18 protein-coding genes are annotated in these 25,553 nt (G+C 72.6%); 9 read left to right on the top strand and 9 right to left on the bottom strand.

Features of this window, described 5'->3' with window-relative positions:
* The first annotated feature begins 2 nt into the window (after nucleotides 1-2).
* A complete protein-coding gene (locus tag ACH427_RS03575) occupies nucleotides 3-641 on the top strand; it encodes an MBL fold metallo-hydrolase (protein ID WP_398867700.1) in 639 nt (212 codons plus the stop codon).
* Nucleotides 642-682: 41 nt separating this feature from the next.
* Entirely contained in the window at nucleotides 683-1,462 is a 780-nt protein-coding gene (locus tag ACH427_RS03570) for an exodeoxyribonuclease III (protein WP_398867699.1), read from the top strand.
* 25 nt (nucleotides 1,463-1,487) lie between these two features.
* Here ACH427_RS03570 and ACH427_RS03565 read toward each other — a convergent pair whose 3' ends face one another.
* Nucleotides 1,488-3,323, bottom strand: a complete 1,836-nt coding sequence (locus tag ACH427_RS03565) for an SGNH/GDSL hydrolase family protein (RefSeq protein ID WP_398867954.1) — start codon at nucleotides 3,321-3,323, stop codon at nucleotides 1,488-1,490.
* 148 nt (nucleotides 3,324-3,471) lie between these two features.
* Here ACH427_RS03565 and ACH427_RS03560 point away from each other — a divergent pair, with 148 nt between their 5' ends.
* Nucleotides 3,472-3,912: a DUF6278 family protein gene (locus tag ACH427_RS03560; RefSeq protein ID WP_398867698.1), complete on the top strand. Its 441-nt coding sequence runs from the start codon at nucleotides 3,472-3,474 to the stop codon at nucleotides 3,910-3,912.
* A 235-nt stretch (nucleotides 3,913-4,147) separates the two neighbouring features.
* Here ACH427_RS03560 and ACH427_RS03555 read toward each other — a convergent pair whose 3' ends face one another.
* On the bottom strand, nucleotides 4,148-4,894 hold the full coding sequence (locus tag ACH427_RS03555) for a GntR family transcriptional regulator (protein WP_398867697.1): 747 nt from the start codon (nucleotides 4,892-4,894) through the stop codon (nucleotides 4,148-4,150).
* Nucleotides 4,895-5,102: 208 nt separating this feature from the next.
* On the opposite strand from ACH427_RS03555, the gene ACH427_RS03550 reads away from it, so the two are divergent.
* From ACH427_RS03550 to ACH427_RS03530, 5 genes are read left to right on the top strand one after another with little or no spacing between them, the layout of a single operon-like run.
* Nucleotides 5,103-5,846: an amino acid ABC transporter ATP-binding protein gene (locus ACH427_RS03550; RefSeq protein ID WP_398867696.1), complete on the top strand. Its 744-nt coding sequence runs from the start codon at nucleotides 5,103-5,105 to the stop codon at nucleotides 5,844-5,846.
* Nucleotides 5,847-5,865: 19 nt separating this feature from the next.
* Complete coding sequence (locus tag ACH427_RS03545; protein ID WP_398867695.1) at nucleotides 5,866-6,786, top strand: glutamate ABC transporter substrate-binding protein; 921 nt, start codon at nucleotides 5,866-5,868, stop codon at nucleotides 6,784-6,786.
* Nucleotides 6,783-7,427 carry an amino acid ABC transporter permease gene (locus ACH427_RS03540; protein WP_398867694.1) on the top strand — a complete coding sequence of 215 codons (645 nt, stop codon included), beginning with the start codon at nucleotides 6,783-6,785 and terminating at the stop codon, nucleotides 7,425-7,427. Before ACH427_RS03545 ends, ACH427_RS03540 begins: the two co-directional genes overlap by 4 nt.
* On the top strand, nucleotides 7,424-8,290 hold the full coding sequence (locus ACH427_RS03535; RefSeq protein WP_398867693.1) for an amino acid ABC transporter permease: 867 nt from the start codon (nucleotides 7,424-7,426) through the stop codon (nucleotides 8,288-8,290). The genes ACH427_RS03540 and ACH427_RS03535 overlap by 4 nt, the downstream gene beginning before the upstream one ends.
* Before the next feature lie 48 nt (nucleotides 8,291-8,338).
* A complete protein-coding gene (locus tag ACH427_RS03530) occupies nucleotides 8,339-9,355 on the top strand; it encodes an aldo/keto reductase family protein (RefSeq protein ID WP_398867692.1) in 1,017 nt (338 codons plus the stop codon).
* A gap of 66 nt (nucleotides 9,356-9,421) precedes the next feature.
* Here the strand turns inward: ACH427_RS03530 and ACH427_RS03525 are convergent, their stop codons facing one another.
* The 3 genes from ACH427_RS03525 to ACH427_RS03515 all read right to left on the bottom strand — a co-directional run bounded on the left by ACH427_RS03525 (nucleotide 9,422) and on the right by ACH427_RS03515 (nucleotide 18,355).
* On the bottom strand, nucleotides 9,422-10,621 hold the full coding sequence (locus ACH427_RS03525; protein WP_398867691.1) for a cytochrome P450: 1,200 nt from the start codon (nucleotides 10,619-10,621) through the stop codon (nucleotides 9,422-9,424).
* Nucleotides 10,618-10,848 (bottom strand): MbtH family protein, encoded by a 231-nt coding sequence (locus ACH427_RS03520; RefSeq protein WP_398867690.1) that lies wholly within the window; start codon nucleotides 10,846-10,848, stop codon nucleotides 10,618-10,620. Before ACH427_RS03520 ends, ACH427_RS03525 begins: the two co-directional genes overlap by 4 nt.
* A gap of 61 nt (nucleotides 10,849-10,909) precedes the next feature.
* Nucleotides 10,910-18,355 (bottom strand): amino acid adenylation domain-containing protein, encoded by a 7,446-nt coding sequence (locus ACH427_RS03515; protein ID WP_398867689.1) that lies wholly within the window; start codon nucleotides 18,353-18,355, stop codon nucleotides 10,910-10,912.
* A 513-nt stretch (nucleotides 18,356-18,868) separates the two neighbouring features.
* On the opposite strand from ACH427_RS03515, the gene ACH427_RS03510 reads away from it, so the two are divergent.
* Nucleotides 18,869-20,038, top strand: coding sequence for a tryptophan dimethylallyltransferase family protein (locus ACH427_RS03510; protein WP_398867688.1), 1,170 nt, complete (start codon nucleotides 18,869-18,871; stop codon nucleotides 20,036-20,038).
* 65 nt (nucleotides 20,039-20,103) lie between these two features.
* Here ACH427_RS03510 and ACH427_RS03505 read toward each other — a convergent pair whose 3' ends face one another.
* The 4 genes from ACH427_RS03505 to ACH427_RS03490 form a co-directional block, all read right to left on the bottom strand.
* Nucleotides 20,104-21,681 carry a CocE/NonD family hydrolase gene (locus tag ACH427_RS03505; RefSeq protein ID WP_398867687.1) on the bottom strand — a complete coding sequence of 526 codons (1,578 nt, stop codon included), beginning with the start codon at nucleotides 21,679-21,681 and terminating at the stop codon, nucleotides 20,104-20,106.
* Nucleotides 21,682-21,853: 172 nt separating this feature from the next.
* Nucleotides 21,854-23,044, bottom strand: a complete 1,191-nt coding sequence (locus ACH427_RS03500) for a globin domain-containing protein (protein WP_398867686.1) — start codon at nucleotides 23,042-23,044, stop codon at nucleotides 21,854-21,856.
* Nucleotides 23,045-23,128: 84 nt separating this feature from the next.
* Nucleotides 23,129-23,581 (bottom strand): RrF2 family transcriptional regulator, encoded by a 453-nt coding sequence (locus ACH427_RS03495; RefSeq protein ID WP_398867685.1) that lies wholly within the window; start codon nucleotides 23,579-23,581, stop codon nucleotides 23,129-23,131.
* A gap of 51 nt (nucleotides 23,582-23,632) precedes the next feature.
* Nucleotides 23,633-25,264: an aromatic amino acid lyase gene (locus ACH427_RS03490; protein ID WP_398867684.1), complete on the bottom strand. Its 1,632-nt coding sequence runs from the start codon at nucleotides 25,262-25,264 to the stop codon at nucleotides 23,633-23,635.
* Between the last annotated feature and the right edge of the window lie 289 nt (nucleotides 25,265-25,553).

The following is a 25,553-nucleotide window of genomic DNA, read 5'->3' as shown; positions in this document are numbered from 1 at the left end:
TCATGAAGCTGACCAAGAAGAGCCACGCGTGCGTCCGTCTGGAGAAGGACGGCCGCACGCTCGTCATCGATCCCGGCGCCTTCAGCGAGGAGGACGCGGCCGTCGGCGCGGACGCGATCCTCGTCACCCACGAGCACATCGACCACTTCAACGAGGACCGGCTGCGGGCCGCCCTGGACGCCAACCCGGCCGCCGAGCTGTGGACCCTCCGCAGCGTCGCCGAACAGGTCTCGGCGGCCTTCCCCGGCCGGGTGCACACCGTCGGCGAGGGGGACACCTTCACCGCGGCCGGGTTCGAGGTGGAGGTGCACGGGCAGCTGCACGCGGTGATCCACCCGGACATTCCCCGGATCACCAACGTCGGCTATCTCGTGGACGGTTCGGTCTTCCACCCCGGGGACGCGCTGACCGTGCCCGGCCGGCCCGTCGACACCCTGATGGTCCCGGTCATGGCCCCGTGGAACAAGGTCTCCGAGGTCATCGACTACCTCCGGGAGGTCAGCCCGCGACGCGCCGTCGACATCCACGACGCGCTGCTCACCGACCTGGCCCGGCCCGTCTACGACCGGATGCTGGGCCCGGACGGGCCGGGCGGCGCGAACCACACCCGCCTGGCGCCCGGCGAGGCCCTCACCCTCTGACGCTCTCCGGTGTTGTCACACCCGGCGGTTAGGGTTGTCCCATGCGCATCGCCACCTGGAACGTGAACTCGATCACCGCCCGTCTCCCGAGGCTGCTGGCCTGGCTGGAGAGCAGCGGCACGGACGTGCTGTGCATACAGGAGACGAAGTGCGGGGAGGACGCCTTCCCGTTCGACGCGCTCCGCGAGCTGGGATACGAGGCGGCGGTCAACGCCACCGGCCGGTGGAACGGCGTCGCCCTGCTCTCCCGGGTGGGCCTGGAGGACGTGGTCCCCGGCCTGCCGGGCGGCCCCGACTACGACGGCGCGCAGGAGCCCCGGGCGATCTCCGCGACCTGCGGGGGCGCCCGCCTCTGGTCGGTCTACGTGCCCAACGGCCGCGAGGTCGGCCACGACCACTACGCCTACAAGCTGCGCTGGCTGGAGGCCCTGCGCGACGCCGTCGCCGCGGACGCCGAGGGGGAGCGGCCGTTCGCGGTGCTCGGCGACTTCAACATCGCGCCGACCGACGAGGACGTCTTCGACCCCGCGGTCTTCGAGGGCGCCACGCACGTCACGCCCGCCGAGCGCGCCGCCCTCGGCGCCCTGCGCGACCTCGGCCTGTCCGACGTCGTGCCCCGCCCCCTGAAGTACGACCGCCCGTACACCTACTGGGACTACCGCCAGCTCTGCTTCCCCAAGAACAAGGGCATGCGCATCGACCTGGTCTACGGCAACGCCTCCTTCGCCCAGGCCGCGAAGGACGCCTATGTCGACCGGGAGGAGCGCAAGGGCAAGGGAGCCTCGGACCACGCCCCGGTCGTCGTCGACCTGGACGTCTGAGGTCCGGGCGCCCCGCCCCGCGCCGTCAGATCAGCTTGCGCAGGTCGACCGAGTCGGTGAAGGCCCGCATCCCGGCGTCGTTGGGGTGCAGGTGGTCACCGCCGTCGAAGGCCGGCAGCATCCGGTCGGGCCGGCGGGGGTCGCGGATGGCGGCGTCGAAGTCGAGCACCGCGTCGTACGCGCCGCCGTTCGCCCGGATGTGCCGGTTGATGGCGGTGCGCTCCGCCTCGGCGGCCGGCGTGCAGTCGTGGAAGCCGCCGCAGGGCGCGATGGTCGCGGCGACGAACCGCATGCCGCGCTCGTGCGCCCGCGCCGCCATCTCCCGCAGCGCCGGGATCACCCGGGCGGCCGTGGTGCCCGCCCGGATGTCGTTGACGCCCTCGAAGACGATGACCGTACGGGCCGAGGTCTGCGCCAGCACGTCGCGCTCCAGCCGGTGGCCCGCGCTGACCCCGCTGAGGATCGTGCTGGTGTTGTCGCCCGGATAGCGGTCGTTGACCACCTGGTTGCCGGAGATCCCCTCATTGAGCACCCCGAACTTCGGCACGGAGTGCTGTCCGCGCAGCCGTCGGCCCAGCAGGTCCGGCCAGCGTCCGTTGGCGCCCGGCGTCGACCGCTCGCCGTCGGTGATCGAGTCCCCGAGGGTCACCACGGACCCGGCGCCGTCCCCGACGTCCACGCCCGTCAGCAGCGGCCAGGAGTCGAGCTTCGCGGAGTACGCGTCCGCGCCGCGGTCGCCCGTGCGGTCACCGGCGTTGTCGGCCGTCAGATAGGACACCGAATCGATGTAGCTGTGCACGGGCAGCGCCCGGACCGTGCCCGGCAGGTGGATGCTCACCAGGAGGTCGGCGCCCTCGGGCACGCGGAATCCCAGCGGGTCGCTGAACTGCTGTGCGCCCGCAGGCAGTTCGGCCCCGGCGCGGCCGCCGAAGGTCAGCGCCCGGGGCGGGCCGGCCGCCGCCGCGCCGCGCTCCTGGAGCGCCACGCTCGCGTGCCCGATGCGCACCGGGCGCGGCGCGAAGGTGTTCTCCAGCCGGATCCTGGTGCGCGGCCCGCCCGCGCTGCCGTGCACGACCAGCCGCAGCGTCCGGTCGGTCCACGGCCCCACCTTGGCGTAACCCGAAGGTGAAGCCGCCCAGCTGCCGGTCCACCCGTTCGTGGGACCTCGCAACGCCATCGAGAACACATGCAGGGCGGTGTCCGGCTCCGCCTCGTCCGGCAGCACGACCGAGTCGACGTCCCGGTCGCGCGCGACCGGGACCGTCACCGCGTACAGCCGTGTGGTCTCCGCCCGTTGGCCGCCGGGCGCCGCGAGGTGGGGGAGCCCGACGGCTTTCGTCGTGAGGGGGCCGCGCCGCCAGTCGGGCGCGGTCAGCCGGTAGGTGCTGCGGGAGCCGTCGCGGTAGCGGACGGTGCCCGTGCCGGTGATGTCCTGGCCCGGCGCGCCCTTGGTGGTCCCCGCGACGAGGAAGGAGAGCGCCTCCCCGCTGCCGCGGAGCCGGACGGTCTGCCCCGCGGCCCGCACATTGTCCGGCTGACCTGCGGTGGAGCGCGGCCAGCGGAGCGGGGAGCGGTCGATGGCCAGGGCGCGGCCCGGGCTCCACCCCGCGGCGTCGAGGTCCTCGGCCGGCAGCGCGTTGCCCGCGCCGTCGAAATCCGCATCACCCGGGCGGGTGTCCCCGCGGACCGCCGTGTTGTCGAAGAGCCGCTCCAAGGGGAGCGGCTCTCTCGCACGTTGCGCGGTGCCGGCGAGCGCCGGGGTGTTCGCTGCGGCAACGGCGCAGACGGCGCCCGCCGCGACGACCCCCGTCGCCGCCCACCGTCTGTGCCGTACCCCGCCGAGCCTCGATGTCCGGAGCATGTGCGTCATGCCTCCCAGCGTTCCCCGCTCTGAATGTGGCGGCATGAAGCTAAGGAGACGCCTGGGGAACGTCAAGGAGGCCAACCGGCCACGTCGGGCGCCGCGCGCCTGTGGTGAGGCCATCCGTGCGAGTGCGATCCTGTCCGGTATGAACATTCCCTTCTTGGACAGTTGGCGCAAGCGGCACGCCCCGGACCACGGGGTGGCGCTGGCGGACGCGGTCGACCGGGACCCGGAGGGCCTGGCCGAGCTGTTGTCGGAATGCGAACTGCTGCGCGCGCACGCGGAGTCGGCGGGGGCCGTCCTCGACGACTCGCCGATGTCCCTGGGGGCTCTGGACCAGCTCCAGCCGCGCTGGCGCGAGGACCCCGAGCTGCTGCCGTGGCTGGGCAACGACGCGGGGCTGTATCTGGGCACGGTCGTCGTGCGCACGGTCGAGGGCGCCGGCTGGTGGATCCGCTCGGACGGGCAGCCGGTGGTCCGGCTCGCCAACGGCCGGGAGATCGACGTGGTCGAGGCGGGCCAGAGCTGGGCGGCCGATGGCGCGCCGGAGTTGTCGCAGATCTATGGGGAGCTCGCGGAGAACTGATCCGCCGCGCCGCGCGGCGCGCTTGCCGGGCGCGGGCCGTCCCGCTGCCCGCCGGGACGGGCGCCCCCGATCTCCAGCCGCGCTGGGGGACGCTCCCGAGGGGCTTGACCCGTTGCGGGCCGACGACGACCTGCGGCCCATCCGGGCCCATCCGGGCCCGTCCGGCGCTTGTGGACACCGGCGCGGCGCGAGGGACACGCCCGCGGAGTCCACTCGCGGAGTCCGCCCCGCGAGGTCAGCTGATGAAGGGGATGTCGTACTCCAGCCGCCAGCGGTCGGCGCGGACCACGATGTCGGAGGTCTCCACCGCCCGGCCGTCCCCGTCGAAGTGGGTGCGCTCGACGACCGTGACGCACTGCCCGGCCGCGCAGCCGAGCGCCTCCGCCTCCGGTGTCGTCGCCGGGCGCGAGCCCACCAGCTCCTGCGCCCGTACGACCCGGATGCCGATCGCCGCCAGCCTGCCGCGCACGCCGCGCCGGGCGTAGGGCCCGCGCTCGGGGAGCACCACGTCGGTGCCCTCGGTGATGGCGAGCGGTTCCCAGCTGGTGGCGAGCTGCACCGGGTGCCGGTTGGCGAGGTACTCGTACTGCGTGCAGAGCACCCGCTCGCCCGCTCCGATCCGCAGCCGCTCGGCGACCCGGTCCGAGGCGGGCGCCTCGCTGGAGGACGCCTCCCAGGTCAGGGCCGTGTCCCTGGCCGTCATCCGGGCGGCGAAGGGGGAGTCGACAGCGCCCGTCGAGCGCAGCAGACTGCCCAGCGGCACCCGGTCGGTGACGAAGACGCCCCGCCCGAACTGGCCCTCCGCGTATCCCGCCGCCTTCAGGACGCGCACCGCGCGGTCCACGGTCTGGTCGCTGGCCGCGTACGCGCGCTTGAGCTCCGACCGCGAGGGGATGCGGTCCCCCACGGCGAGCCCTCCCTCGTCGATGCGGCGGCGCAGATCGTCCGCGATGCGCAGGTAGACGGGCCTGCTGTCGCCCACCCCCGGCTCCTTCCCCCGAGTCTCCCCCAGTTCGACGCTACACAGGCTAGGTACCCAGGCCGGTCTGTGTACCTAGGGCAAATGGCGGGCGTAGCGCGCCGAATCCGTATATATGAGCGTGTCAGCGATGAAGTCCGGTACGGCGCCGGTAGTTTGCGCCGATAGCGTGTGTCGACCGCGGGACAGCTGAGAGTGGGTAGGGCTGGGTATGGCCGTCGATCCTCTGATCGAACTGCGGAATGTCAATAAGCACTACGGAAAGCTGCACGTCCTCAAGGACATCGACCTGACGGTCGGCCGGGGCGAGGTGGTCGTGGTCATCGGTCCCTCCGGCTCCGGGAAGTCCACCCTCTGCCGGACCATCAACCGCCTGGAGCCCGTGGAGTCCGGCACCATCACCCTCGACGGCCACCCGCTGCCCGACGAGGGCCGGGAGCTGGCCCGGCTGCGCACCGAGGTCGGCATGGTCTTCCAGTCCTTCAACCTCTTCGCCCACAAGACCGTGCTCGCCAATGTCTCCCTGGCTCAGATCAAGGTCCGGGGGCGCGGCAAGGAGGAGGCGGACAGGCGCTCCCGCGAACTGCTGGAGCGCGTCGGCCTGCTCGCCCACGCCGAGAAGTACCCCGCCCAGCTCTCCGGCGGCCAGCAGCAGCGCGTGGCCATCGCCCGCGCCCTCGCGATGGACCCCAAGGCGCTCCTCTTCGACGAGCCGACGTCGGCGCTCGACCCGGAGATGATCAATGAGGTGCTGGAGGTCATGCAGCAGCTCGCGCGGGACGGCATGACGATGGTCGTCGTCACCCACGAGATGGGCTTCGCGCGCTCCGCCGCCAACCGCGTCGTCTTCATGGCGGACGGCCGCATCGTCGAGGACCGCACTCCGGAGGAGTTCTTCACGGCCCCCGAGAGCGACCGGGCCAAGGACTTCCTCTCCAAGATCCTCAAGCACTGAGGGGCGGGCGAAGACGCTGATGACGAACCGTACGCGCCGCACGACCGCGGCCCTGGTCCTCGCTGCCCTCGCCCTGCTCGCCGCCGCCTGTGGCAAGGAGGGCAGCCCGCCTGTCAAGGGGCCCAAGCCCGAACAGCTGCCCGTCTACCACGTGGACACCGGCTTCCAACTGACCGACTCCGCCACCTGGCGGGCCGCGAAGAGCCGAGGCCACCTCGTCGTCGGCGCCAAGGAGGACCAGCCCTACCTCGGCGAGAAGGACCCCGCGACCGGCGTCTACTCCGGCTTCGACATCGAGATCGCCAAGATGATGTCGGCTTCCCTGGGCTTCGACCCCAAGACGGTTCGCTTCCGCACCATCGCCTCCGCCAACCGCGAGACGGCCCTCCAGAACGGTCAGATCGACTACTACGTCGGCACCTACACCATCAATGACCTGCGCAAACGACAGGTCGGCTTCGCCGGGCCCTACTACATCGCCGGGCAGTCGCTGCTGGTGCGCAAGGACGAGAAGGGCATCGAGGGGCCGCAGGACCTGGCCGGCAAGAAGGTCTGCTCCGCGGCCGGTTCCACACCGCTGCAGCGCATCCAGCGCGACTACCCCAAGGTCATCGCCGTCGCCTACGACACCTACTCGATCTGCGTGGACAACCTCCTCAGCCTCCAGGTGGACGCCGTCACCACTGACGACACCATCCTCATGGGCTTCGCCGCCAAGGCGCCCGACGAGCTGAGGATCGCCGGAAAGCCCTTCTCCAAGGAGCCCTACGGCATCGGCGTGCCCCGCGGCGACACCGCCCTGCGCTTCGCCCTCGACGACGCCATCGAGGCGCACGAGAAGAACGGCGACTGGAAGAAGGCGTACGACGCGACCCTCGGCCTGTCCGGGGTGCCGGCCCCCAAGCCCCCGGCCGTCGACCGCTACGGGAGCCCGTCATGAACGTCCTGACCGACAACTGGTCCCTCTACGGCAAGGGGCTGCTCGGCACCGTCGAACTCACCGTCTACGCCTCCCTGCTCGCTCTCGTCCTCGGCTTTGTGATGGCCTCTTTCCGCGTCGCCCCCGTCGGCTCGCTGCGCGTCCTCGGCACGGTGTGGGTGGCGGTGCTGCGCAACACCCCGCTCACCCTGCTGTTCTTCGCGGTGCTGCTCGGCCTGCCGCGGTTCGGCGTCGTCCTGCCCTTCCAGCTCTTCGCGGTCCTCGCCCTCGGCTGCTACACCTCGGCCTTCATCTGCGAGGCCGTGCGCTCCGGCATCAACACCGTGCCGACCGGGCAGGGCGAGGCCGCCCGCAGCCTCGGGATGACCTTCACCCAGACCCTCGCCGCGATCGTGCTGCCGCAGGCGTTCCGCTCCGTCATCCCGCCGGTCGGCTCGACGCTCATCGCGCTCGCCAAGAACTCCGCGATCGCCGGGTCGTTCAGCGTCACCGAGCTGCTCGGGACCTACAAGACCCTCAACGAGCTGGGCTACAGCATCATCTGGTCCTTCGTCTGGATCGCCGTCGGCTATCTGATCGTGACCCTGACCATCAGCGCGGTCTTCAACGTGCTGGAGAAGCGCTGGGGAGTCGCCCGATGACCACGACCGCGCTCTACGACATCCCCGGGCCGCAGGCCCGGCGGCGGCACCTGGTCTACGGCGTCGTGGCGGCCGCCGCGATCCTCGGCCTCCTCGCCTGGTTCGTGTATCTCCTCTTCGACACCCACCAGTTCACTGCCCAGAAGTGGGACCCCTTCACCTACAAGGGCATCCAGGAACTGCTGCTGCGCGGGCTCGGCAACACCCTGAAGGCATTCGCCTACGCCGCCGTGCTCTCCCTGGCGCTGGGCGGGGTGCTCGCCACGGCCCGGCTCTCCGAGCACCGGCCCGTGCGCTGGATCGCCACCCTGGTCGTGGAGTTCTTCCGCGCGATGCCGGTGCTGGTCATGATCTTCTTCGTCTTCGTCGCCCTCAAGGTGCAGCCCCTGCCCGCCCTCGTGACCGGACTGACCCTCTACAACGGCTCGGTGCTGGCGGAGGTCTTCCGCACCGGCGTCAACTCCGTCGAGCGCGGCCAGCGGGAGGCGGCGTACTCCCTGGGCATGCACAAGACCCAGGTGATGACCTTCGTGCTGGTCCCGCAGGCCCTCCGGGCGATGCTGCCGACGATCATCAGCCAGCTGGTCGTGGCCCTGAAGGACACCTCGCTGGGCTTCCTCATCACCTACGAGGAGTTTCTGCACGCGGGCAAGCTGATCGCCAGCAATCTCGACTACGGGCTCCCGTTCATCCCCGTCGTCATGATCATCTCGCCGATCTACATCGGGATGTGCATGATCCTCTCCTGGCTCGCCCACTGGGCCGCCAGGCGGCAGCGCCGCAGCCCCAAGACCGAGGCCGTCGAGGTCGCCGAAGCCGAGCCGGGGACGCTGCTGCCGGGCGCCGGAGCGCACCATCCGTGAATTCCCGTTCCCGCTGGACGGGGTCAACTCCGTTGCTAATGTGGGCCCATGGATTTCCGTCACCTGGGACGCAGCGGATTGATAGTCAGCCGGGTCGCTTATGGCAACTGGCTCACCCGGAGTTCTTCGAGAAGTGAGGAGACGGAACTCGCCTGTGTGCGGGCCGCGCTCGACGCCGGAATCACCACATTCGACACCGCGGACGTCTATGCGGACACGCTCGCCGAGGAATCCCTCGGCCGGGCGCTGAAAGGCGAGCGGCGGGAAGGGCTGGAGATCCTCACCAAGGTCTTCGCGCCCACCGGCCCCGGCCGCAACGACCTCGGCCTCTCCCGCAAGCACATCTTCGAGTCCATCGACAACTCCCTGCGCCGGCTGGGCACGGACCACGTCGACGTCTATCAGGCCCACCGCTTCGACCCCTCCACCCCGCTGGAGGAGACCATGGAGGCGCTCGCCGACGTGGTGCACGCCGGCAAGGCGCACTACATCGGGGTCTCCGAATGGACCGCCGACCAGATCCGGCGCGGGCACGCACTGGCCCGGGAGCTGCGGATCTCGCTGATCTCCAACCAGCCGCAGTACTCCGCCCTGTGGCGGGTGCCCGAGGGGGAGGTGATGCCCGCCTGCGAGGAGCTCGGCGTCGGGCAGATCGTCTGGTCGCCCCTGGCCCAGGGCGTTCTGACCGGTAAATACCTGCCAGGCCAGCGGTGGCCGGAGCAGTCCCGGGCCCTGGACTCCAACGACGGCTCGCCGGTGCTGGCGGGCTGGCTCAAGGACGACGTCCTCTCCCGCGTGCAGCAGCTGCGGCCCCTCGCCGCCGACCTCGGCCTGACGGTGGCTCAACTCTCCCTCGCCTGGGTGCTCCAGCACCCGAACGTCGCCTCCGCCGTGCTCGGCGCATCCCGCCCCGAGCAGATCACCGACAACGCCAAGGCGGCCGAGGTCCGGCTGGAGGCCGACGTCATGGCGGCGATCGACGCGGCCCTCGACCCGGTGGTGAGCCGCGACCCCGGCGCGACCCGGGACAGCAGCCCCATGGCCCCCGACTGGCGTCTGGCCTGAGGCACTTGGCGAAGGGGCCTCCTCGCGTCCGCGAGGAGGCCCCCCTTTTTTCTCTTTACCGACGGGTCACCAGACGACCGGCAGCTCCAGCAGGCTGCGCACCTGCATGCCGTCCTTCCATTCCAGCGATTCCACGGGAACAGCGCACCGCAGCTCCGGCAGCCGCGTCAGCAGCGAATCCAACGCCACCTGCATTTCCAGCCGGGCCAGCGGGGCGCCGAGGCAGCGGTGGATTCCGTAACCGAATCCCAGATGCGGATTGTGCTCGCGCGTGAGGTCGAACAGATCGGCGTTCTCGAAGACCGATTCATCGCGGTTCGCGGACGGAATGGCGGGCAGCACGGATTCACCCGCGCGCACGAGCGTCCCGCTCAGTTCCACGTCCTCCGTCGCGTAACGCGCGAAGGTGACATGAGAGATGAGCGGTACGTAGCGCATCAGCTCCTCGACCGCGCCCGGCATGAGCTCGGGCTTGCCGCGCAGCATCTCCAGCTGTTCCGGGTGCGTGAACAGCACGTGCAGGGAGTCGATCAGCTGCGAGGAGACCGTCTCGTGACCGGCTATCAGCAGCACGCTGGCCAGCTCGACGAGCTCCTTCTCGGAGAGCTTCTCCTCCTCGTCGCTGGCCTTGACCATGGCGCTGATGAGGTCGTCCTGCGGATGTGCGCGCCGGCGCACCATCAACTGCCCGATATAGCCGTGCAGCCGCTGGGTGTCGGCCTCGATCTCCTCCTCCGTCATCACGGTGGTGGCGGAGAAGGCGTCCAGCCAGCCGCGGAACTGCTCCCGGTCCTCGAAGGGCACGCCGAGCAGATCGCACACCACGGTGCCCGCGAAGGGCACCGCGAAGCCCTCCATCAGGTCACCCGGTGGACCCGCCGCGACCAGCTCGTCGATCAGCCGGTTCGCCTCCTCCTCGACGCGCGGGCGCAGCAGCTCGACCCGGCGCATCGTGAAGACCTTGGCGAGCAGCCGGCGCAGCCGGGTGTGGTCGGGGGAGTCCATGCCCAGGATGCTGGTGTGGATGGGCAGCGGGGTCATCCGGGACTCGTCGTGCTCGGCGGCCAGTGCCCGGCTGAACCGGGGGTCCCCGAGGATCGTCTTCATGTCCGCGTGCTTGGTGACCAGCCAGGCGTCTTCGCCGAAAGGGCAGCTGACCCGTACGACGGGTTCCTCGGCGCGCAGCTTCGCGTAGAGCGGGTCGACGTCCAGGGCGACCGCTTCGTTGAACGGGTAGCTGAGGGGCGCGCGTTCGTCGTTGCTCATGCGGACCGCACCTCCGAGAGCCGCGACTGGCGCTCGACGAGGCTCTTGGGGCGCATGTCGGTCCAGTTCTCCTCGATGTAGGCGAGGCACTCGTCGCGGGTGGCGGGGCCGCGGACGGCGGTCCACCCGGCGGGGACGGTGGTGAAGGACGGCCACAGGGAGTGCTGTCCCTCGTCGTTGACCAGGACGAGGAAGGTGCCCTCGGTGTCGTCCCAGGGATTGCTCACGATGCGTACCTTTCCGTGGAGGGCGTGCCGGGGCCTGGCCCCGGCACGGTGACGGTGCCGCTCAGCGCGTGGCGGTCGGCGGGAAGAAGCCGGACGAGACGAAGAAGTCGGCGTAACGGCGGATCAGTTCGCCGTCGAGCGGCGGGAACTCATGGCCCGAACCGGCCAGCCCCGCCAGGGTGTTGGTGCGGTCCAGGCGGATCCGGCCCACGCGGGCGAGCGCCGGGAGGGTGTCCGTGAGCAGCACGGCCGCGTCCAGCAGCCCCTCGCCCGCGGCAGGCCCGCCGTCCGCCGCGGTGTCGGCGCGCTCCCTCAGGAGGCGGGTCCAGTCGTCGAGATCCAGACTGTCCAGGCGGTAGCCGTACTCCCGCAGATGGCCGAGGACGGTCTCGAAGGGGACGGGCGACGGGCAGGTGAGGTGGTGCGCGAGGCCCTCGGCGCCCGGGGTGCGCGAGAGGTGGACGATGGCGGCCGCCGTCCAGTCGGCGGGGATCAGGTCGACCACCGGCTCCGTGCCGTCGGCCGCCGGGCGGGGCGCGGAGCCGAGGACGAGCATGGCGCGTACGAGCTGCCAGAACACGTCCCGGCTCGAACCGGCGCCGCTGACGGTGTGTCCGCTGATGCGCCCGCACCGGTGGACGGTCACCGGCAGCCCGCGCTCGCCCGCCTGCCGGACGAGCTGCTCGGCCACCCACTTGCTCTCGGTGTAGCCCCCGGGCAGGACGGCTTCCGGCGGCACGCGGTGCGACTCGGGCACCGGGCCGGGGAGTTCGTCGGTACCCACCGACACGGCGGCGGTGGAGACGTAGTGCACGGGGGTGGCGAACCGGGCGGCCAGCCGCAGCACTTCCTGGGTACCCGCGACGTTCGCCGCGCGCAGCCGTTCGTACGGGTCGACCGCGCTGACCCGCGCGCCGTTGTGGTAGACCGCGTCGACCAGGCCCGCCAGCGCCTCGAAGCGCTCGGGGGTCAGGCCGAGCAACGGCTTCTCCAGGTCGCCGGGGACGGCCACGATCCGGCTGCGGGAGAACTCGTTCCACAGCCCGTACTCCGCCATGTTCCGCCGGATCCGGCGGTCCGCCCGCGCGGCGTCGTCGGCGCGCACCAGGCAGTGGATGTCCGCGCTCGTCCGGTCCAGGAGCGCACGCAGCAGGAACGCCCCGAGGAAGCCGGTGGCGCCGGTCAGCAGGATCGTCTCCCGGCCGTCCGCCCGCCCGCGCCCCGCCGGCCGGCCCACGGTGATCGCCGGGTCCAGGACGGCCTCCGCGGCGAGGTCCACCCGCGTCCGCGCGGGCGCTTCGCCGGCCGTGGCCGGGGCGTCGACGGCCTCCAGCAGCGTGGCCACCGTCTGCCGCTCGAAGAGGGTGCGGACGGGCAGTTCGACGCCGAGGCGGCGGCGCACCCCGCTGATCACCCGGGTCACCAGCAGCGAGTGCCCGCCCAGGTCGAAGAAGCTGTCGTCGATGGTCACCCGGGGCACGCCCAGCACCTCGGCGAACAGCTCGCACAGGATCTGCTCGCGCGGGTTGCGGGGCTCCCGGCCCGTGGACAGCGCCCCGAAGTCGGGCTCGGGCAGCGCGGCGCGGTCCACCTTGCCCGTGGCCGTCACCGGCAGGGAGTCGAGGACCACGACCGCGGACGGCACCATATAGCCGGGCAGCAGACCGGCCAGACGGTCGCGCAGCCCGGCCCCGTCCAGCAGGCCCGCCGCGTCGCCGGAGGGCACCGCGTACGCCGCCAGATACGTGCCGCCGCGGGCGTCCCGGCGCGGGACGACAGCCGCCTGGGCCACGCCCGGCTGGCCGCCCAGCACGGCCTCGACCTCGCCGGGCTCGATGCGGAAGCCGCGGATCTTGATCTGGCCGTCGGTCCTGCCGATGAACTCCAGCTCGCCGTCGGCGTTCCAGCGCACCGTGTCGCCGGTGCGGTACATCCGCTGGCCCGGCGCCCCGAACGGGTCGGCCACGAACCGCTCCGCGGTCAGCGCCGAGCGGTGCAGATAGCCGCGGGCCAGCCCGGCGCCCGACACATGGAGCTCCCCGGGCACCCCCGGCGGCACCAGGCACAGGTCGCGGTCCAGGACATAGGCGCGGGCGCCCACGGTGGGCCGCCCGATCGGGGGCGTCCCGCCGCCGGACAGCGGGGCGCTGAGCGTCGCGCACACCGTGGTCTCCGTCGGGCCGTAGCCGTTGAGGAACCTCCGCCCCGCCGACCAGCGCCGCACCGTCTCCGCGGACGGCGCCTCGCCCGAGGTGATCAGCCAGCGCAGCGACGGCAGATCGTCGGGTTCCATCACCGACAGCGCGGCCGGGGGCAGCGTCGCGTGCGTGACCCGGTGCCGCTCGACCAGCGCGGCCAGCTCCGGGCCGGGCGCGGTGAGCTCCGCGGGCGCCATCACCAGGGTGGCGCCGGTCAGCAGCCCGCCGCACAGCTCCCACACCGCGCCGTCGAAGCTGTGCGAGGCGAACTGCAGGATCCGGCTCGCCGCCGTCACCCCGAACCGCCGCACCTGCGCCTCGACCACGCCGGTGACTCCCGCGTGGGTGACCACGACGCCCTTGGGGCGGCCGGTCGAACCGGAGGTGTAGATGACATAGGCGGGTGACGCGCAGGCCAGCGGCCCGAGCCGCTCGCTGTCGGCGACATCGGCCTCCCAGCACAGGCCGACGGCCCGCCGGGTCTCGTCCCGGTCCAGCACGATCGTCCGCGGCCCGGCGCCGTCCGGCAGCGGCAGGGATGTGCCGGAGTCGGTCAGCAGGATCGCGGGCCGGGCGTCCTCGGTCATACAGGCGAGCCGGGCCGCCGGATAGCCCGCGTCCAGCGGCAGATAGGCGGCTCCCGCCTTCAGCACCGCGAGCGTCGCGACGACGGACTCGGCCGTACGCGGCAGGGCGATCGCCACGAACCGCTCAGGCCCGGCGCCGCACCCGATCAGATACCGGGCGAGCTGGTTGGCCCGCGCGTTCAGCTCACGGAACGTCAGCGTCTCCACGGCGCCGGTGCCGTCGTCGTGGACCAGCGCGGTCGCGTCCGGCGTCCGCCGCACCTGCGCCTCGAACAGCTCCGGCAGATGCCCGGGCGGCGACATGGGGACGTCGTCACCGCTCTGCGCCAGCAGCCGCTCACGCTCGTCGGGCAGCAGCACGTCGAGCGAGCCGAGCCGGCGGCCGGGGTCGGCGGTGACCGCGTCGAGGAGCCGCAGGAAGCGGTGGACGAGGCGCTCGACGGTGGACCGGTCGAACAGATCGGTGCTGTACTCCGCGACCCCGTCGACGCCCAGCGGCCGCTGGTCCGCGCCGTGCCGCTCGCGCAGGCTCAGTGACAGGTCGAACCGGCACGCCCCGGTGCCGACCGCCCGTTCCGCCACGGTCAGGCCCGGCAGCTCCGCCGCGCCCCGCGGGGCGTTCTGCATCGCCAGCAGCACCTGGAACAGGGGGTGGTGGGCGAGGCCGCGCGCCGGGGCGAGGGCGTCGACCAGCCGCTCGAAGGGCACGTCCTGATGGGCGTACGCGGCCAGGTCCGTCTCCCGGACCCGGGCCAGCAGATCGCGGAACGCGGGGTTCCCGGAGGTGTCCGTGCGCAGCACCAGGGTGTTGACGAAGAACCCGACGAGGCCGTCGAGCGCATGGTCGGTGCGGCCCGCGACCGGGGTGCCGACCGCGATGTCGGGGCCCGCGCCCAGCTTCGTCAGCAGCGTCACCAGCGCGGCGTGCACGACCATGAAGGGGCTGGCCCCGCAGCCCGCGGCCAGTTCCGTGATCCGCCGGTGCAGATCGGCGTCGACCGTGAAGTGCAGGGTGTCGCCCCGGTGCGAGGCCACCTGCGGACGGGGCCGGTCCACGGAGAGCTCGGCGCACTCGGGAAGGCCGGTCAATGCCTCGGTCCAGTAGGCGATCTGACGGGCTGCCAGGCTGTCGGCGTCGTCCTCGTCGCCCAGCAGTCCGCGCTGCCACAGGGTGTAGTCGGCGTACTGCACCGGCAGCGGCTCGGTGTCGGGCGCGCTCCCGGCCCGGCGGGCGGCGTAGGCGGTGGCGAGGTCGCGCCACAGCGGCGCCAGCGACCAGCCGTCGCACGCGATGTGATGGACGACCAGCGCCAGGACGTGCCGGGTGGGGCCGGTGGTGAACAGCCGTGCCCGGACCGGGACCTCGGACGCCAGGTCGAAGGGGTGCCGGACCGCGGCGGCCACCGCCGCGTCCAGCTCCTCCGGCGCCACCGCGCTCACCTCCAGCCGCGGGCGCACGGCGGCCGGGTCCAGGACCAGCTGCCGGGGCACCCCGGCGGTCTCCGGGAAGACCGTCCGCAGGCTCTCGTGCCGGGCCAGCACATCGCCGAGCGCCGCTTCGAGCGCCGCGCGGTCGAGCTCGCCGTCCAGATCGAGCACGAGCGGGACGTTGTAGGCGGCGCCCGGACCCTGGAGGTGATCGAGGAACCACAGCCTGCGCTGGGCGAACGACAGCGGCACCTCCTCCGGGCGCGCCGCGGGCGCGAGCGGCGGGCGGTCCCCGGCCGACGCCTGGCGCACGGCCTCGGCCAGCCCGGCGACCGTCGGCGTCTCGAAGACGGCGCGCACCGGCAGTTCCAGGCCGAGGGCGGACCGCAGCCGGGCGCTCAGCCGGGTCGCGGACAGCGAGTGCCCGCCCAGGGTGAAGAAGCTGTCGTCGATCGTGACGCCGGAGACCCCCAGGATGTCGGCGAACAGCCCGCACAGCAGCTCTTCGAGCGGATTGCGGGGCGCCCGGCCGCCCTCGGCGGACCCGGTGCCGGGCTCCGGCAGGCGGCGCCGGTCGACCTTGCCGTTCGGCGTCAGCGGCAGGGCCTCCAGCACCACCGTCGCGGCCGGGACCAGATAGTCGGGCAGCCGCTCGCGCAGATACGCCCGGACCGAGGAGACCAGCGCGCCGGTGTCCCGCGCGGACGCGGGGGCGTTGACCAGCGAGGACAGCGGCACGCCCGCGGAGCTCCGCCGCCCGCCCACCGAGCCCGGACGGCGCGGCGTCAGGAGCACGTCCAGGGTGCCGTCGTCGGCGGCTGACCAGGTGGCCGAGGCCCGCAGGCCCAGCCCGTCGGCCAGTTCGTGGAGGCGCTCCAGGGTGTCGGTGTCGGTGTCGTCACGCGCGCTCAGGGCGCGGACCCGGCCCGTACCGCCCGCCAGGGCCCGCAGCGCGTCGGCCACCGGCGCGAGCCGGCCGTCCGACACGCCCGTCAGCAGGATGTCTCCGGCCGGCGGCTCCGCGCGCAGGACGGCCGCGAGGTCGTCGAGCGTGCAGACGTCCTCGCCCCACGGCAGCTTCCGTAACGGAGAGGGGTCCTGCTCCTCCGCGGACAGCTTGCGCAGGACGGCGTCGTAGCGGTAGCGCGTCAGCTCGTTGACCGCCCGCCCGCGCTTCACCCGTACCTCGCTGCCCACCCGGTCCGGCAGGCCGGCCGCCAGCTCGGTGAAGAACGCCGGGTCGACCAGCAGTTCCTTCTCCCGCACCATGGCGTGCTCGACGGCCGCGTGGACGGCGCCGGGGTCGGCGGGCAACTCGGACTGGCGCAGCCGGACATCGGTGTGGAAGGCGCGCAGCAGCCGCAGATTGCGGACGTCGCCGACGAACACCGAGCCGCCGGGCACCAGCAGGCCCACGGCCTTGGCCAGGACGTCCGCGAGGTAGTGGGCGTCGGGGAAATACTGCGTCACGGAGTTGATGATCACGGTGTCGAAGAAGCCGGCCGGCAGGTCCGCCGTGTCGTCGGCGGCACCGGCCCGCAGCTCGACCCGGTCCGCCAGCTCGGCGTCCTGCCGCACCAACTGCCGCAGCGCCTCGATGACCTGGCCGGAGAGGTCCGTGCCCCAGTAGGCGTCGCAGTGCGGCGCCAGCCGGGACATCAGCAGCCCGGTGCCGACGCCGATCTCCAGCACCCGGCGCGGCCGCAGCTCACGGATCCGGGCCACGGTGGCGTCACGCCACTCGCGCATCTGCGCCGGGGGGATCGGCTCGCCGTCGTAGCTGCTGTTCCAGCCGGAGAAGTCCTCGCCGAAGCGCGCCCGCGCGACATCGCTGTACAGCGAGTCGTAGATCTCCTGCCACTCGCCGACCCGGTCCGCGCCGTCCGCGGGCCCCTCGGCGGCGCTCTCCTCCGCGGGTACGACGTAGCCGACGAGGCGCTTCTGCCCGGGCCGGTCCTCCCGGACGACGACGGCGGCCTGGGCGACCCCGGGGTGCCCGGCGAGCACGGCCTCGACCTCGCCCGGCTCGACCCGGAAGCCGCGTATCTTCACCTGGTCGTCGCTGCGGCCGACGAACTCCAGCAGCCCCTTGGGGCCGCGCCGCACCAGGTCACCGGTGCGGAACAGCCGCGCACCGGGCTCGCCCAGCGGGTCGGCCACGAATCGCTCCGCGGTGAGGCCGGGGCGGTTCCAGTAGCCGCGGGCCAGCCCCGAGCCGCCGACGTAGAGCTCGCCGACCTCGCCGGGCGGCACCGGCGCCAGCTCGCGGTCGAGCACCTCCGCGCGCATCCCGGCCATCGGCGCGCCGATGGGCACGACCGTGCCCAGACCGCCGGGGTCGGCCACCCGGTGGCAGGTGGCGAAGGTGGTCGTCTCCGTGGGGCCGTAGCCGTTGACGACCGCCGTCTCAGGGCACGCCAGCAGCACCCGCCGGACGGCCGCGGGGGAGACCGCGTCCCCGCCGGTCCACACCTCCCGCACCCCGAGGAAGCACCGGGGAGCCTCCTCGGCCAGCACCGAGAACAGGCCCGCGGTCACCCACAGCCCGGTGATCCCGAAGTCCGTGACGGCGGCGGCGACGCTCCGCGCGTCCAGGTCACCGGGCGGCGCGACGACCACCGCGCCACCGCACAGCAGCGGGACCCACAGCTCGTAGGTGGAGGCGTCGAAGGCGTGCGGCGAGTGCAGCAGGACCCGGCCGTGCGCACCGCCGCGCCACGCCTGGTCCCGGGCGAGGCCCACCACGTTCTCATGGGTCACGGCGACGCCCTTGGGCGTGCCGGTGGACCCGGAGGTGAACATCACGTACGCCAGTTGGTGCGGGAGCGCGCACGGCGCCTCGCCGCCCGCCGGCCGGTCGGCGTCCCGCGCGTCCACGGCCACGGGCAGCACCCTGCGCCCCGCGGTGAGCCGCGCGTCCGGTGCCTGACCCGCCGTCAATACGAGATCCGCGCCGGTCTGGTCCAGGATCCACCGTAATCGGGATACCGGCTGCCGCGGGTCCAACGGGACGTAGCAGCCGCCGGACTTGACGACCGCGAGCAGGGAGATCACGAGCTCGGCCGAGCGGTCCATCAGCACCGCCGCGGTGCCGCCCGGCGCCATGCCCTCCGCCGTCAGCCGCCGTGCCAGCCGGTCCGCGAGCGCGTCGAGCTGACGGTAGGTCAAGGAGGTGTCCGCACCGCTCACCAGCGCGGTCGCGTCGGGGGTGAGAGCCACTTGCCGGGCGAATGCCTCCGGGAGCGTCGCGGGCAGTGCCTCGTCGGAGGGTGCGGTGGGATCGGTGGGGGGCAAGGGACGCGGAGCACCGGCGGTGGGCCGGGGTCGGGCGGAGTGGTGCTGTGCGGACACGCGTCAACAACTCCTCTGCACAGGCTTCCCGGAGCACGGCGGCGCCGACAGTCTCCGGTTGGCCGCATGTGGACAGGGCACACCCATTCGCGGGCGGCACGCACCAGCGAACGATGTGTGGCGATCGTGTCCCAGAACGTCGTGAAGCGAACCACCGCCGTGCATGATCCAGCCGTTCTTGTGAACCCTTGCCCCAAGCCTGGCCGTAACCGCCGGTAAGGCGCAGGTGTGGGTGGGCGAACCGGACGTTCCGCCGTCGCGGCCCGGGCGGCCCCCCGGCCGGGGCCCGGCGTGAGCTGGAGCGGATCGTGCATACACACGAAGGGCGGCAGATTGGCCGGAACATAGACCCGATAACGGGCCCCCGGGCAATTGTCGGGCAAAGCTCTGACAGGCCCCGCCGCGCGGTGGGAAGATCACGCTCGTTTTTGCCGTCACGACGCACAGGGAGACACGATGGAGTCCGCAGGCCCCGGTCCCCAACCGCCCCGCCGGTCAGGTGCTTTCACCCCGGACACGGGAGTCATAGCCGAGATGGTCGGCCGCCCGCTGCGCTTCGACTCCGACCGCTACCCGCCCGCCACCCGCTACGCCGAGGTCGCCTGCGACAAGGTGTGGCGGGCCCGCGAGAGCCTCGGCATCGACGCGGGGAGCAGGGAGTCGCTCCTCGCGTTCCTGCGGGAACTGACCGGCCCCTGGGGCGAGCTCCCCGTCGGCACACCGCCCGAGGACGCCTGCTGGGTCTCCATCGACGGCATGCCCATCGAGACCTCGATCGCCTGGGCCGGGCGCGCGGCCGGGGTCCGGCTCTCCCTGGAGTCCCCCAGGGGCCCGGCGAAGCGCCGGATGGAGGACGGCATGGAGCTCACCCGCCGCCTCGCCGGCCGTCCCGGTGTCTCCATCGACCCCTATCTCGCGGTCGAGGACCTCTTCACCGCCGACGACCCGCAGGGCTACTTCACCATCGCCCACGCGGTGGCCTGGGCCCCCGGCGGCCACCCCCGCTACAAGATCTTCCTCAACCCCGCCGTCGCCGGCCGGGAACAGGCCGCCGCCCGTACGGAAGAGGCCATGATCCGCCTCGGTCTGGAACGCCCCTGGCGCGCGCTGACCGAGCACCTCGGCGGCGCCTACGGCCCGGAGCACGAACCCGCCTCCGTGGCCATGGACTTCGTGCCCGGCGACGGCTTCCGCGCGCAGGTCTATCTCGCGCACTCCGGCGTGTCCGCCGACGCCGTCGACGCCAAGTCGGCCGTCGACCCCACCCACGTGCCGGGTTCGTTCGCCCGCGTGCTGCGGAGCGTCAACGGCCCGGACGACAGCCCCGAATGGAAGCGGAAGCCGCCTGTGACGGCCTTCGCCTTCCAGCCCGGCCGGGACGTGCCGGCGGGGACGCTGTACGTACCGATGATCCCCGTCCACGAGAGCGACGCGGCGGCGCGGGACCGGGTCTCGGCGTTCCTGCGGGCCGAGGGCATGGACGCCACCGGCTACGAGTCCGTGCTGAGCGCGCTGACCGAAGGCCCGCTGGAGCACTCCCGTACGCAGAACTTCATCTCGTACCGGGGCGGTGAGACGCCGAGGTTCTCGGTCTATCTGGCCCCGGGGGTCTACCGCGAGGCGTAGCCCGCCGGACGGATGTGCCGCAGGCCGGCGATGACCTGCGGCACATACCCTGGTTCCCGGAACCCCTAGTCGCGCACCGGGACCGACAGCGCCGGCGCGGTGAAGGACAGCTGGGCCCCCGCGGGGTTGTGCGAGATGTAGAGCGGGTCCACCGAGTCCACGACCAGCGCCAGCCGGTGCCCGGCCGGTACGTCGTAGGCCGTGGAGTAGAGCGACAGGTCCACCCCGAAGCCCCGCCCCGGCACCTGGTCCCGGAAGGTGTACGGCGCGTGGCTGATCAACTTGCCCACGCCCAGCGGCCCCACGTCGTAGAGGTAGGCGATCGCCGTGCCCGTCTCCTTGTCGCTCGTCATCGTCGTGTTCACCCGCACACTGCCCCGGATGTGCTGCCCGGAGCCGTACGGGCCGGTCTGCCACACGGCGGCGTACGTCCGGGGCAGCAGGGGCACGGACACCATCGGCGGGATCTTCAGGAACTGGTCGAGCGCGTTGGAGAGGATGACCGTGCCGCCGTTGGCGCCCGAGTCGACGCCGGTGCGGATCGTCTTCGCGCCGTCCATCGCCACCGTGCGCCGGTTCCGCTCGACGTCCGGCCAGTTCGCGTACGGCTCGTAGCCGCCGCCGGTGCGGGAGGATATCTGGACGGGCGCCTCGCGGTCGATGCCGTTGGCGTCGCCCTTGAGGTAGTGGTCGAACCAGCGGTGGGCGTGGGTCCAGGTGTCGTTGGGCAGCCCGAGCAGTCCGGTGGCCTCGGCGGTGGCGTGGTCGCCGGGGCGGAACTCCAGGCGCTTGGGGCCGGTCAGCCGCTCGTAGAACTTCGCGTACTGGTCGGGGGTGAAGAGCGAGTCGCCCCAGGCGTTGCCCAGCATGACGGCGGTGCCCTGGGCGTTGAGGCGGTCGGTGTACGCGGCGGGGGAGCGCCGCGCGCCCCAGGCCAGCATGTCCTTCTCCTTGGAGAGGTCGTTGCCGAGGAATTCCTTGAGGACGCGCTGGAGTTCGTCGCCCGGTCTGCCGGTGAGCCTGCCCAGGCCGCCGAGGAGCTCGGCGGCCTGCTTGTGCTGGGTGTGCTCGCCGTAGATCGATTCGATGAGGTCGGCCCAGCCGCTCAGCGCGGTGACCGCCTTGACGCGCTTGTCGAAGGCCGCGGTCATCAGGCTGATGCCCGCTCCGTAGGAGACCCCGCCCATGCCGACCTTCGCGGGGTCGGCGGGCGCGTGGGCGAGGGCCCAGTCGATGACCGAGGAGGCGTCGGCGATGTCCTGCGGGCCGGCCGTCTCGATCTTCCCGCCGGAGAGCCAGAAGCCGCGGGCGGTGTAACTGACCACGACATAGCCGGACTCGGCGAGCTGTTTGGCCTGGGCGAGGTATTCGAGCTGGGGCATGGCCCAGCTCGTGGGCAGCACGATCAGGGGGTAGCGGCGGCCGCCGGCGTCCCCGGGGGTGAAGACGTTGCCCTTCAGGGTGATGCCGCCGGAGCCGGGGAGGTCGGTGAACCGCACGGACGCGGCGGCGTGGCCCACCGCGGCCGGGCGGTCCGGGGCGGCCTGGGCCGCGGGGGCGGAGCCGAGGGCGGTGCCGGCCAGCAGCGCGGCGGAGGCGGCGCCGACGGCCGTGGCGCGCAGGGCCTTGCGAGGGTGGCGCACGGTCACACTCCTGAGGTCGGTGCCGCGCTTGAGGTGCGGGGGGTGCGGCACTCCGAAGCGAAGTGACCCGACGGTAACCTCGATCACTTACCAGGGGTAATGGTCACGTGAGTTACGCGTGGGTAACGATCCGCCCCGGGGTGCCGCCGGCCGCGATCCGCCCGGCGGTCCGTCAGGCGCCCTCGCCCAGCCACAGGTCGGGGCCGAAGACCTCGTAGTGGATGTCCGCCGCCGCCACGCCCGCCGCCAGGAGCTGGGTCCGGGCCGAGCGCAGGAAGGGCAGCGGGCCGCAGAGGTAGGCCGTGGTGCCCGCGGGGATGTCGATGAGCGAGAGGTCCGCCCGGCCCGTGCGGTCGGCGGGCCGCTCGGCCTCCGGCTCCTCGTACCAGATGTGCGCGACCGCGTCCGGGAGCTTGTCCGTCAGCTGGAGGAGGTCGGTGCGGAAGGCGTGCGTCGACTCGCTGCGGTCGGCGTGGACGGCGATCACCCGGCGGGTGGCGCCGGTGGCGGCCAGGCGGGAGAGCATCCCGATCATCGGGGTGCAGCCGATGCCCGCGGACGCGAGCAGCACGGGCGCGTCGCCCTCCTCCAGGACGACATCCCCGAACGGGGCACTGACCAGCAGCGTGTCGCCCACGCCGAGCCGGTCGTGGAGGTGGTTGGAGACCTCGCCCTCCGGGTCGTCCGTCACGCGCTTGACGGAGAACTGGAGCGCGTCGTCGGGGTGGCCGGAGAGGCTGTACTGGCGGATCTGCCGCGCGCCGTCGGGGAGTTCGACCTGGACGGAGACGTACTGCCCGGGGCGGGAGGCGGGCAGCGGGCGCCCGTCGAGCGGCCGGACGAGGAAGGTGGTGACCTCGGCGGTCTCCCGGATCCGGCCGGTGATGACGCAGGGGACGCGGGTGTCGCCGTCCGGGGTGCCGGCCTCGGCGTAGAGCCGGGCCTCGATGGCGATGAGCGCGTTGGCCATCAGCCAGTAGACCTCGTCCCAGGCACCGGCGACCTCGGGCGTGATCGCGTCGCCCAGCACCTCGACGATCGCGCCGAAGAGGTGCTTCTGCACCAGCGGGTACTGCTCCGGCGTGATGCCGAGCGAGGCGTGCTTGTGGGCTATGCGCGAGAGCATCGCGTCGGGGCGCGCCTGCGGGTGCTCGACCAGCGCGGTGGCGAAGGCGGCGACGGCGCCCGCGAGCGCCTGGCGCTGGGAGCCGTTGGCCTGGTTGCCCCGGTTGAACAGGTCGCGCAGCAGTTCCGGGTGGTCGGCGAAGAGCCTGTCGTAGAAGAGCGGGGTGATCTCGCCGATGGCGCCGCCGACGGCGGGGAGGGTGGCGCGGACGATCTCGGTCGACCTGGGGGACAGCATCGGGGCTCCTGACGCTCGACGTGAATTGGTATTCAAGAGTCGTATTTAACGGCGCGGTGCGACCGCGGAGGGAGGCGGCGGGGGTCACCCGCCGGGGCCGGTGCCCAGGCTCAGCAGGAGGGGGCCGGTCGGGGGAGCGGTCAGCTCCTCGACGGTGATCGGGTCCAGGGCGGCGAAGAACGCCTCCTGGGCCTCGCGCAGCGCGCCGCGCAGTCTGCACGCGGCGCGCAGCGGGCAGGGCGGGTCGTCCTCGCAGCCGACGACGTCGCCCGCGCCCTCCAGCTCGCGCACCAGGCGGCCGATCGAGGCCGTGCGGCCGGCGGCGGTGAGCGCGAGCCCGCCGCCCCGGCCCCTGCGGGCCTCGACGACCCCCAGGTGCTGGAGCCTGCTGACGACCTTGGCGGCGTGTGTGTACGGCACGCCGACCGCGCCGGCCACCTCGCGGGTGGTCGGCGCTTCCGCGTCGGCGGAGTCCGCCGTCACCGCGAGACGCATGGCGATGCGCAGCGCGATGTCGGTGCCCTTGGTGAGTCGCACGGCACGACTCTAACTAATTGGAATCTGAGATATGAATTCAGGGTGGCCGTATCAGCCGGTCACGGCCGCCTCGGCCGCGGCCCGCAGCTCGCCGGAGGCGATGAGCGCGGCGACCCGCTGGATGTCGCCCGCCAGCGGACGGTCGCCCTCCAGCGCCGGGGAGACCGAGCGGATCAGGTCGTACGCGGCCCGGGTCGGGCCGCTGAGCACCTCGGTGCCGCGCAGGTCGGCGGCCTGGGCCAGGGCGAGCAGGTGGATGGCCGCGACCTGGCGGACCAGCTCCACGACCGTACGGGCGTCGCGCGCGGCGATGGTCGCCATGCTGACCTTGTCCTGGTTGTGCGCCTCGGTCGAGCGGGAGAACGAGGTCGCGGGCATGGTGTTCTTCAGCGCCTCGGCGGTGAGGCCGGAGGCGGCGATCTGCATACCCTTGAAGCCGTGGTGCATGCCCGCGTCCCAGCTGTCCGCCTCGAAGGCGGGGATCAGGTTGGGCGTCAGGCCGTTGTTGAACTTCTCGTCCACGACCAGCTCCAGCTGGCGGTCGAGCAGGTCGGCGACGCTGGCGACCGCGGTCTTCAGCGAGTCCATGGCCTGGCCGACGTGGCCGCCGTAGAAGTTGCCGCCGTTGCGGACGACACCGGCGTCGATGTCGAACAGCGGGTTGTCGTTGGTGGAGTTGATCTCGATGTCCACCCAGTTCGTCGCCCAGTCCAGGGTGTCGCGCAGCACTCCGGTCACATGCGGGGCGCAGCGGATGGAGTACCGGTCCTGGATCGGCTCCTCCAGTTCGCGGAAACCGGCCTCCGGCAGCGAGGCGTCGCGCTGCGCGACGCCCGGGTCGCGGTCCTCGGGGTTGCCCAGCAGGTCGCGGATGGTGTGCGCGCTGCGGCGCGTGCCCGTGTGCGGCTTCTGGTCGAAGACGAACGGCGCGAAGTGGCCGGGGTTGCCCTGGAGCACCTGCGAGATCAGCGCGGTGGACAGGTCCGCCGCGAAGGCCAGCTCCGCGGCGTCGTGGAGGGCCAGCGCCGCGAACCCGGACATGAAGGACGTGCCGTTGACGAGCGCCAGCCCCTCCTTGGCCTCCAGCACCGCCGGGGCGAGGCCGGCCGCGGCCAGGGCGTCCGCCGAGCTCTTCTCCTCGCCCTCGTGCAGGGCCCGGCCCTGGCCGGTGACGAGCGCCGCGATGTAGCTCAGCGGGACGAGGTCGCCGCTCGCGCCGACCGAGCCCCGCTCGGGGATGGGCGCGAGGATGTCGTGGTTGAGGCACTCCAGGAGCAGCTCGACGACCTCGGGGCGGACCGCGGAGTAGCCGCGGGCCAGGCAGTTGGCGCGGATCACCATCGTGGCGCGGATGACGTCCTCGGCGGCGACCGGGTCGATGCCGCAGGACAGGAAGCGGATGAGGTTCTTCTGGAGGTCCTCCGCCTTCTTCCCGGATATCTGCCGGGTGTTGCTGTCGCCGAAGCCCGAGGTCACCCCGTAGACCGGGATGCCGGCCTCGATGACCTGCCCCTTCAGCTCGATCGACTTGAGCATGCGGCGCACCGTTTCCTCGGCGAGGGTCACGCGGGGCGCGTCGTCCTTCCCCCGTGCGGCCGCCACGACATCACTCACCGTCAGGGTGTGTCCGTCGATGGCGAGTTCGGCCTTGGAGTGGGCGTCTGCTGCCGTGGAGCCATGCATGATGTGCGTAATTCCTTCCGTGGGGGCGGGGTGGAGCGCAGCGCCGGACCGGCGATGGGCGGCGCCGGTCGTCTCGCGTGCCCGTGGGACGCTTATGGCGTGGGATCGGCTTTTTCCGGGGAATGCGGCGCGGAGAGGGTGGGATCGCGTTTCGCGGCTCGCCTCCGCGGCGTGCTGACGGCGATGCCGTCCACGCGGCTACAGAAGAGCGGAGCAGGAGCGGTGCGCGGCTCCGGCCGCCGGGACGGCGGCGTGCTGAGAAGGCATCAGTTCGTCCCCCCGGTTCGAA

Source organism: Streptomyces sp. NPDC020379, from assembly GCF_044387105.1.
Lineage (GTDB): Bacteria > Actinomycetota > Actinomycetes > Streptomycetales > Streptomycetaceae > Streptomyces.
This window is presented reverse-complemented; position numbering and strand designations above follow the sequence as displayed.